We start from the raw sequence: 14,051 nt of genomic DNA, 5'->3' as shown, positions 1-14,051 counted from the left end.
TCTATCATGAATGCTCCCTTGCCCAGCGACCCCCTGGATCCACACACCACGCGCCGCGCAGCCGATCGTCCGCCGGCGGTCGAAGTGCTGTCCGCGGAAAAGATCTTCGCCAACGGCACTCGTGCCCTGGCACCGATCGACCTCACCATCGCCGAGGGTGAATTCCTCACTTTGATCGGCCCGTCCGGTTGCGGCAAAAGCACGCTGCTCAAGCTAATCGCCAATTTGATCCAGCCATCGGACGGGCGGATTTTGTGGTGGCGCGGCGATTTCGGACATGTGGGCCAGGGCGGCCGCGGTCTCGCCTTCGTATTCCAGGAGCCGACCCTGATGCCCTGGGCGCGGGTCGACGCCAATGTGCGGCTGCCGCTCGACCTCGCGGACGTGCCACGCGGCAAGGCCGATCCGCGGGTCAGCGACGCCATCGCCCGGGTCGGCCTCTCGGCCTTCGCGCGGCATTTCCCGCGCCAGCTCTCCGGCGGCATGAAGATGCGGGTGTCGATCGCACGCGCGCTCGCCACCGAGCCGAACCTGCTGTTGATGGACGAGCCATTCGGCGCGCTCGATGAATTCACCCGCAACAAGCTCGATGATGATCTGATCAAATTGTGGTGGGAACGCAAGCTGACCACGGTGTTCGTCACCCACTCCATCTATGAAGCGGTGTTCCTGTCGACGCGGATCGTGGTGCTCGCCGCCAGCCCCGGCCGCATCTTCCGCACCATGACCATCGATGAACCGCAACCACGCAGCCAGGATTTCCGCGACAGCGCCCGGTTCGCCGCCTACTGCCGCGAACTATCGACCTGGCTTGCCGAAGCGTCGTTGCCGTCGGCATCGGGAGTTACGCCATGAAGCCGCTGTTGCAATCGGAGACTTTCGTACGAATCGCGGCGCCGCTCGCGGTCGGCGTGGCGCTGCTCGCGGTCTGGGAAATCGGCTGCCGCCTCGGCTCAATCCCGGTCTATCTGTTTCCGAAACCGAGCGACATCTTCGCCAGTCTGATCAAGAACGGTCCGTCGCTGCTGCGCGCACTGCTGATCACCCTACGCATCACCCTGCAGGCGTTCGCCGCTGCCGTTGTGCTGGGAACGCTGATCGCCTTCATGTTCGTGCAAAGCCGCGCCATCGAGGTCAGCCTGTTTCCCTATGCGGTGCTGCTGCAGGTCACGCCGATCGTGGCGATCGCGCCGCTGATCATCATCCTGGTGAAGAACACGCAACTCTCACTGACGGTGTGCGCGACGTTGGTGGCGCTCTTCCCCATCATCTCCAACACCACGCTGGGCCTGCGCAGCGTCGATCCCGGGCTCGCCAGCTATTTCCGCATGAACCGTGCCAGCCGATTGAAAACCCTGGTGCGGCTGCGGATTCCCGGCGCTCTACCGTACTTCTTCGGCGGCCTGCGCATTTCCTCCGGGCTTGCGCTGATCGGCGCAGTGGTCGCCGAGTTCGTCGCCGGCACCGGCGGCCGCTCATCAGGACTTGCCTACGAGATTCTCGATGCCGGATTCCAGCTGGATATTCCCAGGATGTTCGCCGCATTGTTCCTGATCACCGTTACCGGCGTGTTGCTGTTCGGCGCGATGGTGGGACTGTCCAAGCTCGCGCTGTCGAATTGGCACGAGAGCGAGATCGGAGCCGAAGCATGAACGCAATGCTGATCGAGAACGCCGAGGGAATTTTCACCGGCCTCGCTGGCGACGCGATGCGCGCCCAAGGATCGATCCGGATCCGCGACGGTGTCATCACGGCGATCGGCGTGCTCACGCCGGAGAGCGGCGAACGAAGGCTGGATGCCTCCGGTTGCGTGATCTATCCCGGCTTGATCTCAACCCACCACCACCTATTCCAGAGCGTGTTGAAGGGGGTGCAGGCCGGCATCAATCAGCCGCTCGCCAGCTGGCTGCGGTCAGTGCCCTATGCGTACTGGTCGAAGATCGACGAGCAGGCGCTGGCGGTCGCCGCCCGGATCGGCCTTGCCGAGCTGCTGCTGTCCGGCACCACGACCGTGGCCGATCACCACTATCTGTTTAGCGATACCTACCGTTTCGATCCGGCGACGGTGATCTTCGAAGTCGCCCGCGGCCTCGGGCTGCGCCTGGTGCTTTGCCGCGGCGGCGGCACCAAGACGAGCCACGTCAGCGGCGGCGACGGAGCACCGACGCCGATTGAACCGCTCGAGCGCATGCTGGCCTCGGTCGAAGCCTGCGCCCAGCGTTTTCATGATCCCTCTCCCGCCGGTCTCACCAAGGTTGCGATGGCGCCGACCACGCCGACCTGGTCACTGGACCCGGGTGAACTTCGCGAAGTGATCGCCACCTCGCGGCACATGAAGCTGCGGCTGCACAGCCACCTGTCGGAGACGTCGGACTATGTCGACTTCTGCATGTCGGTGCATGGCAAACGCCCGGTGCACTGGCTTGCCGACCACGATTGGCTCGGCCCCGATATCTGGTACGCGCATATGGTACATCTCGACCATGACGAGGTGAAGATTCTCGCCGACACCGGCACCGGCATGGCGCACTGCCCGCAGTCGAACTGCCGGCTCGGCTCCGGTGTCGCGCCAGCCGACGCCCTCGCCGCGCTCGGCGGCGCGGTGTCGCTGGGCGTCGACGGTGCCGCGTCGAACGAGGCTGCCGACATGATCTGCGAGATGCACAGCGCTTGGCACACCCATCGCGCGGTGAAGGGCGCGAATGCCGTCACCGCCGAAAACGTCGTGCACTGGGCCACGGCCGGCGGCGCGCGGGTGCTGGGCCTGCCGCATGTCGGCACGCTTGCGCCCGGCCAGCAGGCGGACATCGCCGTGTTTGATCTCGACCTGCCGCGATACTTCGGCATGCATGATGTCCTGGTCGCACCGGTGACTTGCGGTGGCGCCCGTGTGCGTCATCTGCTGATTGGCGGGCGGACCGTCGTTGACGACGGCGCCATCCCCGGCCTCGACCTTGCACGACTTCGATCCGACGCGGCGCGCGTCGTGACGCGCATCGCCGCCTGAACTTTTGGGAGACACCTCATGCTGGCCACCAAACAACCGGTGCTTCGCCGCTTCTGGTATGCGGTTATGCGAATCGAACAACTCGAGAGCGGGCCGCAGCCGTTCACGCTGCTGGGTGAGCCGATCGTGCTGTTTCTCGATGCCAAGGGCGAACCCGCGGCGCTGGAGGATCGCTGCTGCCATCGCACCGCAAAACTCTCCAAGGGCTGGTGCCGCAACGGCAACATCGTTTGCGGCTATCATGGCTGGGAGTACGACCGCGACGGCAAGCTGGTGATGATCCCGCAGTTTCCGTTCGAGCAACCGATTCCCGACGCCAGGGCGCGCGCGTTCCGCACGAAAGCTCGCTACGGCTATGTCTGGGTTGCGCTGGACGAGCCGCTGCGCGACATTCCCGACATTCCAGAGGACAGCGATCCCGCCTATCGCCGTATCTTCCAGTTCTATGACACCTGGAACACGGCAGCACTGCGGCTTATGGAGAACTCGTTCGACAACGCGCACTTCGCCTTCGTGCACAAAAACACGTTCGGCGACATCGACCAACCGCGACCGGAGAAATACGAGATCGTCGAGACCGATTACGGCTTCGAGGCGGAAACCCTCGTCACCGTAAAGAACCCACCGATCGCGGCGAAGATCTCTGGCACAACGGAGCCCTATACAAAGCGACACATGCGCAACAAATGGTTCATGCCGTTCTGCCGCCGGCTCGACATGGAGTATCCCTCCGGCATCCGGCATATCATCTTTAACTGCGCAACGCCGATCACCGACGGCAAGATCCAGGTAGTGCAGCTCCTGTTCCGCAACGACACCGAGGCGGACTGCTCGACGCAGGAACTGATCGACTGGGATGCCGCAATTATCGCAGAAGATCGGGACATCCTGGAATCAACTGACCCCGATGCGATCGTCGACATGGGCCGCAAGATCGAGAAGCACATGCCGTCCGATCGCCCCGGCATGTTGATGCGCAAACGCCTGCTCGACCTGCTACAAGAACATGACGAGGAAGAGGTTCCGAAGCCGATGGCCATGGACGCCAGTGCCCTGGAGCGGAGTCATCTGGCGGTGTAGTCAAATGCTCGTTGCCTTGTACGCGACAATGGAAAGCAGATGGCGATTTGGAGGATGCGAGGCGAGGATCTCTTTCGGCCAGAATCTCGCACCCGCGAATCCAGCCGACGACATCGCCGATGTGGCAGCCCGCCGGCATCCCAGTGAGGTGCAGCACGTCGCCCACCAGTCGAAGAGCGCCTGCCCTTCGGCGAGACTTGGCAGAACGAAATACGCTGGCGATACGCGAACGTTTAGCAAGGGCACGCAAACGCACCACGACCGTCCGCGAGCTTGTTGTCACCGTCCCTCGTAAACGGGTGGACGCTTTTGTGCCTCGGCATCACGGCCTTCCTGGAAATCCCTGGTCGTGAGCAGCGCACGATATTGGTCGCCGAGCTTAGCCAGCGCCGTCTGAGAGTCTTCGAGCGCCATATGGGAGGAGGCCAGGGACGTCTTAATGCCGAGAGGGCCGCATGCGGCGATCTTGTTGGCGATCTCGACAGCCTTCGCGAGAGCCGCATCTCGGTTTGGGGCCACTTCCTGAACCGTTCCCATCCGGAGGGCTTCCTTCGCACCCCAATGATCGCCTGTTAGAATGAACCGCATGGCATTTCCCCATCCGGCTTCGCTGGGGAAACGAACCGTTGCGCCGCCTCCGGGAAAACGGCCGTGCGTGTTCTCATCCTGACCGAACTCCGTGTCTTCCGACGCTACGCGTATGTCCGCTACAAGGAAAAGCTCGTGCGCCATATTCCAGGTGTCGCCATGCACCGCGACAACCAGAGGCTTCGTGAGCGCTGGCTTGGTCCGCCCTAGAGGGTCGATGAAGCCGGGCCCATCCATCATCTTTTTTCCAGACTGAGCGAATGCCTTGTAGGCATCGACATCGACACCTCTGGAGAAGCGGTCGCCATAGCCGAACAGAACCGCCGCACGGAGCGAGGGATCCCGATCGTACTCGTAGTATGCTCTCGCCAAGCCTTCTGTCGCGTCCGGATCCAGCCGGTTGTCGATGTAGGGCCGATTGATGCCAATCAGTACAATTTGGCCTTTGCGCTCAATGGTGATCTTCGTCTGCTGACCGTACGGAATGTCCGCCATAAGCCCGGACTGCGCGGCCTCGTCGGTTTGTGATGTCATCGACTTGTCTCCCGATTTTTGGACCGCGACCGCCACGCGGTCGGTACACGTCATGATCACCCGGCTAGCGCTGCATCTGCATGATTTGATCCATCGGCATCATGTTGTGATTGAGGTTCGCCATGATCCAGAGCGATCCGCCCATGAGAAGAATGACGATCAGGACGCCGAAAGCCAGAGCCAGCACGTTATTGGTGTTGTCAGGCCCAGTGGTGATGTGCAGGAAGAACACCAGATGCACGCCCATCTGCGCGATCGCCAACACGACAAGCGCGACCGGAATACTCGGCTGCCACACCAGATCGGTGCCCGCGACAAAGAAAGAGGTCGCCGTCAGCAGAATGGCGAGCCCAAGGCCAGTCAGGTAACCGACGACCCGCTGTGCGACGCCTCCGCCGTCGGCGTGCTCGTCGCCAGGCGCAACGTCTATGTCGTTGATGGCTTCATCGAATCCATTCGTCACTTTGCGCTTCCCAGCAAGTACACGATCGTGAACACCGCGATCCAGATGATGTCGAGGGCGTGCCAGAACAGCGCAAAGCATAGGATGCGGCGCTGAATGTCCGGCCTGAACCCCTTGGTAAAGACTTGCGCCATCATCGTCAGCAGCCACAGCGTACCGGCCGAGACGTGCAGCCCGTGGCAGCCCACCAATGTGAAGAACGCCGACAGAAACGCGCTGCGCGTCGGTCCGGCGCCGCGGGCAACGAGGCTGGCAAATTCCTGCCCTTCGAGGGTGAGAAAGCCGAGGCCGAGCACGCAGGTCACTGCCATGGCAAGCTGGAACCAGTTCTTGCTACGAACGTCGGCCGCGATACTGGCGAGGCCGCAGGTAAAGCTCGACGCCAGAAGGAATGCAGTTTCGATCGCGACATTGCGCAGATCGAACAGGTCGTGCCCCGTCGGCCCGCCCGCCGTCTGCCCAACCAGAACGGCGTAGGTCGCAAAGAAGGTCGCGAACATGATCATGTCGCTGAGAATGAAGATCCAGAAGCCGTAGCCGGTGACGATGCGTTTGGGCGCAGGACCGTTCCACTCGCGGCCAGCGGCGGCGCCTTGATGCGCCTCCGTCAGTGCAACTGTGCTCATTCAGCGGCCTCTTTGCCAAGTATCGCGCTACGCTGTGCCCAGTTGCTGCGGTCGATCCGCGCGACTTCCAGTGCCGGAATGACATCCTCATCGTGGTCGCGCCAGGCGAACACGATGAACGTGGCGAAGGCGCCGATTGCTCCTGCGGCAACCATCCACCAGATGTGCCAGACCAGTGCAAATCCCATCATGGTGGCGAAGAAGGCGCAGACGAAGCCGGTCGCCGAATTGCGCGGGATCTCGATATTTCGATACGCCGGTTCCTCGTCGAGTCTGCTTTGGCCGGTTGCGCGGTGCTTGAACTTCCAATAGGCGTCCTCACCGGATACCCGCGGCAACACCGCGAAATTGAAGGCCGGCGGCGGGGAGGCAGTGGCCCATTCCAGCGAGCGGCCGTCCCAGGGATCGCCGGTTTCGTCACGAAGTTGCGCACGCTGGCGGACGCTGACGACAAGCTGGGCGATCTGAAATGCGATGCCGCACATGATCAGGACTGCGCCGCAGGCGGCCACGATTAGCCAGGGATGCCATTGGGGCACGTCATAATGCTGCATCCGCCGAGTCATGCCGAGCAGGCCGAGCACGTAGAGCGGCATGAAGGCGACGTAGAAACCGACAAGCCAGCACCAGAACGCCGCCCGGCCAAGGCCTTCGTGCAGCTTGAAACCGAATGCCTTGGGAAACCAGTAGGTGTACCCCGCAAACGCACCGAACAGAACGCCGCCGATGATGACGTTGTGGAAGTGTGCGACCAGGAACAGGCTGTTATGCAGAACAAAGGCGACAGGCGGCACCGCCATCAGCACACCGGTCACGCCGCCGATGATGAATGTCACCATGAATCCGATCGACCACAATAGCGGCGTCTGAAACCGCACCTTGCCGCCATACATCGTGAACAGCCAGTTGAACACCTTCACACCGGTGGGCACGGCGATGATCATGGTCGCAATACCGAAGATCGCGTTGACGTCGGCGCCTGCACCCATCGTGAAGAAATGATGCAGCCACACCATGAACGAGAGGATGCAGATTGCCATGGTCGCGGCCACCATCGAGCGGTACCCGAACAATGGCTTGCCTGAAAATGTCGAGATCACCTCCGAGAAGATGCCGAACGCCGGCAGCACGAGAATGTAAACTTCCGGATGGCCCCAGGCCCAGATCAGGTTCATGAACATCATCACGTTGCCGCCGCCTTCGTTGGTAAAGAAATGAAAGCCGAGATAGCGGTCGAGCAGCAGCATCGCGAGGGTGGCGGTCAGGATTGGAAATGCCGCCACGATCAACAGATTCGTGGCAAGCGTCGTCCAGCAGAACATCGGCATGCGCAAATAGCTCATGCCCCTGGTGCGTATCTTCAGCACGGTGGTGACGAGGTTGATGCCCGCCACCAGTGTGCCGACGCCGGATATTTCGAGCGACCACAGATAGTAGTCGACGCCGACGCCGGGCGAATAGGCGAGCTCCGACAGCGGCGGATAGGGCAGCCAGCCGGTGCGCGCGAATTCGCCGACGATCAACGAGATGTTGATGAGCAGCGCCCCGGTAGCGGTCAGCCAAAAGCCGACCGAGTTCAACGTCGGAAAAGCGACGTCGCGGACGCCGAGCTGCAGAGGTACGATGAAGTTCATCAACCCGATCATGAACGGCATGGCGACGAAGAAGATCATGATGGTGCCGTGCGCCGAGAATATCTGGTTGTAATGTTCAGGTGGAAGGAAACCTGGGCTATGAAAGGCGAGCGACTGCTGCAGCCGCATCATGATGGCGTCGGCGAAGCCGCGTAACAACATCACCATAGCGAGCAGTGTGTACATTACACCGATGCGCTTATGATCGACGCTGGTGATCCATTCCCGCCACAGATACGGCAGGTACCCCTTGATCACGACCCAGCCGAGGATCGCAAGAATGGCGAGCGCCACGACGCCCGAGGCGATCATCGGGATCGGCTGATCGAAGGGAATGGCGTCCCAGGTGAGCTTACCGAGCATCGGCAACCCTCGCTGTTGGCGAAGCGCCCTTCACGCCGGACTGGGCGCCCAGCGACGGCGGCAGCTTCTGCGTGACGATTGCGTTGAACAGGTCGGGATCGGTCAGCCGGTAAACTGCCGGCTCACTCTTCGTCGACGGCTTGGCGATCTCGCCATAGCTGGCCTCATCAAGCGACTTAACGGCACGCGATGTATCGTCGACCCATTTCGAAAATTGCTCTGGTGGCACGGCACGGACGTCGAAGTGCATGTCCGAAAACCCGTCGCCGCTGAAATGCGCCGAGAGGCCCTGAAACATGCCCGGCGTATCGGCCCGAAGATTAAGCCGGCTTGTCATGCCGTTCATGGTGTAGATCATGCTTCCGAATTGCGGGATGAAGAACGCGTTCATTACGCTTGCCGAGGTGAGCTCGAACCGCAGCGGCACGCCGGCCGGAACGGTGAGCGCATTGATGGTTGCGATTTTCTGGTCGGGATAGATGAACAGCCATTTCCAGTCGAGCGACACCACCTGAATCGTCAACGGCTTGTCCGATCCCTCGATCGGTTTCGCTGGATCGAGCTGATGCGCGCCGATCCATGCAACGCCGCTGAGCAGAATCACGGTGAGCGCCGGGATCGCCCACACCACCAGCTCGATGCGCCCGGAATACTCCCAGTTCGGCCAGTGAAATGCCCTCGTGTTGGATGCCCGAAACCAGAATGCAAAGGCAAAGATCGCGATGATCGTCGGCACGACGATCGCCAGCATGATCGCAAGCGAGTCGATCAGGATGGTCTTTTCAGCGGCTCCGATCGGACCCTGTGGATCAAGGATATTCATCGCCCAACCGGATAATTGAAGGCGCAACAACGCTGCCGCGGCCTGGACGTTTTACGCCCACAAGATACCTGAATCATGTTTGCCCCATATCGCTGCTACGGCCGTGCTAAGTCGGACTCCCGTTCGCAATCACTTGAACTGCGGAACCGTCGGGACGGTGATGCGCGGCGGCGGAATCGGGGCAACCCTGGAAGCATTTCCCATCCCGCTCGGATCGACCGACAACGCGCTAAGTCCAGCAGCGCTTGGTCGGTCCGCTCCCAAATATCTCGTTGCGCCTGCGCCTCGCGCAAATGAACCGGCAGGCAACAAGACTAAGGTGACTTCTGCCGAGGTGTTCGACATCGGATAGCTCCACTCTTCACTAGAACGCCGTATCGTTGGCGTTCATGTAGGCTTGCAATCCGCCGCCACCATTAAATTCCATTTTAGAGAGCTTTCTTGGTGCGGTCGTTCGAACGGAGACCATTTGCCCTGAAGTTTGACGACGTCGAAAACCAGCGAACGAAAGGGTCTCGGACTTTCCGCGACGCTCCGACTGCCAAACTTCCAAGGAAGATCGCTGGCCGCGGCCTCGGTCACTCGCTAGCAAATCGGGAAAGGTCGATTTCCTAGGCGCATCGCCCTTACAGTTCGATCCTGCGGCCTATTTCAATCAGCGCTCTCGAGGGTATCTTGAACCGGTCGATGGCGTGTGCAGAATTGCGCGACATGAATGAAAATAATGCCAGGGACGATCGCGACAGCGGATTTCGATGTTTGCGGCTGATAAGGTCGTTGCGCTCGATATAATATCTCGCATCGTCCAGGATCGGCACTCCGCCCTTTTTCGCAAGTCTGAGGACAGCCGGAAGGTCGGGGATCTCGACGAATCCAAAGTGAACGGTTGCGTGCCAAAAGCCGTCGCTGAGCTGTTCTATGCGGACGCGATCTTTTGATCGAACACGAGGAACGTCCTCGAAGCTAACCGTCAGGGCAATAACTGTCTTTGGCAGCGTTCCGACTTGCTTCACGTAATCGATGATGACCGGCGGTATCGCGTTGCCAAGTCGCGTAAGAAACACCGCAGTACCCGAAACTCTAGCGACGTTATCGCTGCGTAGGTGTGCGAAGAACTCAGCCGGCTGTAGAGATCTTGCCGCGCTGCGCCGACGCATAGCCTCAACGCCGGAGTGCCAGGTTGTCATAATGATGAACACAAGGGCGCCGAATGTAAGCGGAATCCAGCCGCCCTCTAATATCTTCAGAAGATTTGCCGAGAAGAAGGCAAGATCAATTGCCAACAAGATACCCGTGACGGCGGCTGCTGGACAGAGCGACCATTGCCACCGATCACGCATCACATGGTAGAGCAGCGCTGTAGTTAGGATCATTGTGGTCGATACAGCCGTCCCGTAGGCTCCTGCAAGACGATCGGAACTCCCGAACCCCGCGGCCAAGACAACGGTAAGCGCCATCATGCTCCAATTCACGAATGGTACGTAGATCTGCCCATATTCTTCTGCCGAAGTCTGACTGATCCGCACACCAGGAAACCAGCCGAGCTGCATGGCCTGCCGCGTCATGGAGAACGAACCGGTAATGATGGCTTGGCTGGCGATGATGGTGGCAAGCGTAGCAAGCGCAACCAACGGGTATATCGACCAGTTGGGCGCGAGTTTGAAAAACGGGTTTTCTTGCAGGTTGGGAGCTTCCAGGAAATTTCCGATCTGGCCAGCGTAATTCAGGACCAGAGCTGGCAGCACGAAGCAATACCAGGTAACGCGAATTGGATTTCGTCCGACGTGACCCATGTCGGCGTAAAGCGCTTCACCGCCCGTCAGCGCGAGAAATACTCCACCCAGTACGGTGAACCCGAGAAACCCGTGATTCATCACGAGTTGAACACCGTAAACAGGATTTATCGCAGCCAGAACATGCGGATGATGCACAATTCCAATACCGCCAAGGACTGCGATGGTAGCAAACCAAACGAACATGATCGGCCCGAAGGCCTTTCCAACGACGCCGGTTCCCCGATTCTGAATTGCAAACAGCCCGACCAAAATGACAAGGGCAATCTGCATCGTGTACGGTTTGAATATGCTCGTTGCGGCGTTTAGACCCTCAACCGCACTCAGAACCGAGATTGCCGGCGTAATAATTCCATCTCCATAAATGAGGGCTGCACCAAACAGACCCATGATAATGAGCACCCGACCACGACCAGCCCAATGGGCTCCGGTCATTGTCATCAGCGCGAGAATCCCACCTTCTCCTTGGTTGTCAGCGCGCATTACAAAAAGACAGTACTTGATCGATATCGTGATAATCAGCGCCCAAAAGATCAGAGATAGCGAGCCAAGAGCTGCGTCTGGCGTGAATTGATCTCCCATGATGTGCACAATTGTCTGCAGCGTATAAAGAGGGCTGGTTCCGAGGTCGCCGTAAACAATGCCGAGCGCCAGAAGTCCAGCCGATGCAGTTGCGGGCTGTGCAAACCTGTTCTGGGTCTCTCCAGTAGAATTTTTCGCGGCATTCAGTGTTGAAGCAGTAGATGTGGGCATGTGTTTCAACGCTCCTTGCTTCGCGTACACACGTCGCGTGCGTTTCGGGACGCGCGGCCCCCTATCGACAGCCGATAGTGACGGGATCCAGCTGCGGCATGAAGAAATGCCTGCGCATGTAGAACAGTTCGGGTCGGCGTGATGAAATCGCCGAGATGATCGAATGGCACTTCAAGATTATTCGGGCCTTTCTGCCGACTGACCAGGCCGATCAGGCGCACAGCTGTGCCGGCCATTTTTTCCGTTCTCACCTCCATTGGGCTCACTCGGTTATTCGCACGGGGCTCAAAGCAACGCGAGATAGATGCAGAAAATCACCACCGGGATCACTAACGCTGCCGAAAGCCATGACCCGGCGCGAGAATGCGAGATCTGGGTCACCTCTTCGCGCTCGATCGCGCGGCGCCTGCGCTCAAAGTCGGCGCTGCTTCGTGCGACGATCACGCTTCCGGTCACCACCAAGACCAGTCCAGCGTAGCGAGCCGCGACCGCGACCAGCCCGCCGGCGTCTTCCGCAGAAGTATGGGACAAGTTCCCGCCACTCACCGCATCAACAAGCACGTTCAGCTTGAAGAGAAAAAATCCAAATGCGACCACGGCCAAGCCGGTGCGTATCCAGGCAAGAAACGTTCGCTCGTTCGCCGCGTGGTCGGTGTAATGGGCGATCATCAAATCTCTCCTAGCAACCGACATGGATGTTGCGCCGATCTCGCGAACATCGCTGGCTGTTTCCACACGACAGTGAACGCCAAAATCAGATAACCTGCTGGCCACAATGTAGGTCCACAATTTGCCCGCACCATCAAATTCGATTTTCGAAAAGCTAAATTCGGATTTAGAGATCGCCCGTTGCGTGCAGACGATCTGATCACCCCATAGTTCGACCCGCCGCAGCCGACAACGAGACGTGGTGCAGGCCATGCCGCAATGCGTCATGGCTAAGCTCCGATTGTAAAACGTTGTTTAGTGGCAGCCCGGGACCATCGGCCTAGCTTGGAAGACAGCAGGCATGCGCCAGGTTTATCATTCGTGAAACTTCCTGATTTGGTCCGCACCATAGTTTTCCGCTGGATCTCGATCGCCTTCGCGGTCTGCATTTTGCTGTTCTCGGCCATCGTCTATTGGGAGGCTGCCGCTCATATGCGGGTGCGGATGGATGCCGCCATCACCGAGGAAAGTCTCGTGATCGCCGCCGACACACCGAGCCGCCAGTTGAATGCGATTGAGGATCGGCTGAGCGAGGATCCGCGCCGCATCAAGCTCGCCGGTTTGTTCGACGCGGACGGACATCGGATCGCCGGCAATCTGGAAAGCCTTCCGCCGGCGCTCATGGTCAATGCGACTGTGCAGGACGCGAAAGCTGTCAGGGTCGACCAGCGCGGGCAGGAAAGCATGGCGGTTCGGGCTATTGCGCGCAATCTTCCAAACGGAAACGTGTTGGTGATAGCCCGTTACAACGGCGAGGATAAGGAGATGGTTGAGGTGATGGGGCGCGCCTTGCTGTTAGCCCTTCCCTTCGCCATCGGGTTGAGTTTGGTTATTGGGGGAGTACTAAGTGTCCGTGTTCAACGGCGCGTCACAGACCTGAATGCTCTGGTTCGGCGCATCATGTCGAGCAACTTGCGCGAGCGTATCCCGGTCTCTGGGCTTGATCATCCGTTCGATAAGCTTGCCGTGATCGCAAACGGCATGTTGGACGAAATCGAAATTCTCGTCGCCGAGATGGCCGGGGTCGGCAATGCGATAGCCCACGATCTACGCACGCCGCTCACCCGCATGAGAATCGGGCTCGAGCGCGGGCGTACCAACGCCAAGACCCTGGAGGAACTGCAATTGGTCGCGGACCGGGCGGTTGGCGCGCTCGATCAATCGTTGACAATCATAACCGCGCTGCTGCGGATCGGCGAGATCGAGAACAGTCGAGGCAACGCCAACTTTGGCGATGTCGCGCTGGCGGGCCTCGTGCGGGAAGTCGGGGATTTCTACAGCCCGATGGCCGAAGACAAGCACATCACGCTGCGGGTCGCGTCTGCGGGTAACGCAACGGCATATTGCGACCGCGACCTCTTCTTCGAGGCAGTGGCGAATCTGGTCGACAATGCGGTCAAATTCACGCCCGCGGGGGGATCCATCGATCTATCTCTGGCCCGTGGCGAAAACGAAAACATCATTCGGGTCTCGGACACCGGGCCAGGAATAGGAAAGGACGAACGGCACGCGGTGATCAGGCGCTTCTACAGATCCGACAAAAGCCGAAATACGCCCGGAACCGGTCTTGGCCTGAGCCTCGTCTCGGCCATCGTCAAATTGCACGGCTTTAGGCTAACGCTGAACACTGGCGCGGGCTGCGTTGCTGAAATTGCCTGTCCTGTTCCATCCAATTGACG

Annotated in this window: 12 protein-coding genes; 5 read left to right on the top strand and 7 right to left on the bottom strand. The window is 59.9% G+C overall.

Going from position 1 to position 14,051, the window contains the following annotated elements; genetic code table 11:
* Positions 1-6: 6 nt before the first annotated feature.
* From GWE18_RS02895 to GWE18_RS02880, 4 genes are read left to right on the top strand one after another with little or no spacing between them, the layout of a single operon-like run.
* Positions 7-855, top strand: coding sequence for an ABC transporter ATP-binding protein (locus GWE18_RS02895; protein ID WP_275184282.1), 849 nt, complete (start codon positions 7-9; stop codon positions 853-855).
* Positions 852-1,652: an ABC transporter permease gene (locus tag GWE18_RS02890; protein WP_275184281.1), complete on the top strand. Its 801-nt coding sequence runs from the start codon at positions 852-854 to the stop codon at positions 1,650-1,652. The genes GWE18_RS02895 and GWE18_RS02890 overlap by 4 nt, the downstream gene beginning before the upstream one ends.
* Entirely contained in the window at positions 1,649-3,007 is a 1,359-nt protein-coding gene (locus tag GWE18_RS02885; protein ID WP_275184280.1) for an amidohydrolase family protein, read from the top strand. The genes GWE18_RS02890 and GWE18_RS02885 overlap by 4 nt, the downstream gene beginning before the upstream one ends.
* A gap of 18 nt (positions 3,008-3,025) precedes the next feature.
* The gene (locus GWE18_RS02880; protein ID WP_275184279.1) at positions 3,026-4,087 is read left to right on the top strand and encodes an aromatic ring-hydroxylating dioxygenase subunit alpha; all 1,062 of its coding nucleotides are present in this window, start codon (positions 3,026-3,028) and stop codon (positions 4,085-4,087) included.
* Between the two features lie 279 nt (positions 4,088-4,366).
* Here the strand turns inward: GWE18_RS02880 and GWE18_RS02875 are convergent, their stop codons facing one another.
* The 7 genes from GWE18_RS02875 to GWE18_RS02845 form a co-directional block, all read right to left on the bottom strand.
* Entirely contained in the window at positions 4,367-5,209 is an 843-nt protein-coding gene (locus GWE18_RS02875) for an enoyl-CoA hydratase-related protein (RefSeq protein WP_275184278.1), read from the bottom strand.
* A gap of 64 nt (positions 5,210-5,273) precedes the next feature.
* On the bottom strand, positions 5,274-5,672 hold the full coding sequence (gene cyoD / locus GWE18_RS02870) for a cytochrome o ubiquinol oxidase subunit IV (protein ID WP_275184277.1): 399 nt from the start codon (positions 5,670-5,672) through the stop codon (positions 5,274-5,276).
* Positions 5,669-6,298, bottom strand: a complete 630-nt coding sequence (gene cyoC, locus GWE18_RS02865) for a cytochrome o ubiquinol oxidase subunit III (RefSeq protein WP_275184276.1) — start codon at positions 6,296-6,298, stop codon at positions 5,669-5,671. The genes cyoD and cyoC overlap by 4 nt, the downstream gene beginning before the upstream one ends.
* The gene (gene cyoB, locus GWE18_RS02860) at positions 6,295-8,295 is read right to left on the bottom strand and encodes a cytochrome o ubiquinol oxidase subunit I (RefSeq protein WP_275184275.1); all 2,001 of its coding nucleotides are present in this window, start codon (positions 8,293-8,295) and stop codon (positions 6,295-6,297) included. Before cyoB ends, cyoC begins: the two co-directional genes overlap by 4 nt.
* Entirely contained in the window at positions 8,285-9,145 is an 861-nt protein-coding gene (gene cyoA / locus GWE18_RS02855; protein WP_275184274.1) for a ubiquinol oxidase subunit II, read from the bottom strand. The genes cyoB and cyoA overlap by 11 nt, the downstream gene beginning before the upstream one ends.
* Positions 9,146-9,744: 599 nt before the next feature.
* Positions 9,745-11,664 carry a KUP/HAK/KT family potassium transporter gene (locus GWE18_RS02850; protein ID WP_275184273.1) on the bottom strand — a complete coding sequence of 640 codons (1,920 nt, stop codon included), beginning with the start codon at positions 11,662-11,664 and terminating at the stop codon, positions 9,745-9,747.
* Between the two features lie 285 nt (positions 11,665-11,949).
* Positions 11,950-12,600 (bottom strand): DUF202 domain-containing protein, encoded by a 651-nt coding sequence (locus GWE18_RS02845; RefSeq protein WP_275184272.1) that lies wholly within the window; start codon positions 12,598-12,600, stop codon positions 11,950-11,952.
* 93 nt (positions 12,601-12,693) lie between these two features.
* Here GWE18_RS02845 and GWE18_RS02840 point away from each other — a divergent pair, with 93 nt between their 5' ends.
* Positions 12,694-14,049, top strand: coding sequence for an ATP-binding protein (locus GWE18_RS02840; RefSeq protein WP_275184271.1), 1,356 nt, complete (start codon positions 12,694-12,696; stop codon positions 14,047-14,049).
* Positions 14,050-14,051 lie beyond the last annotated feature (2 nt).

Source organism: Bradyrhizobium sp. CSA112, assembly GCF_029051645.1.
GTDB lineage: Bacteria > Pseudomonadota > Alphaproteobacteria > Rhizobiales > Xanthobacteraceae > Bradyrhizobium.
Note: the sequence above shows the minus strand (reverse complement) of the source record. Positions and strands in the feature narration are given on the sequence as shown.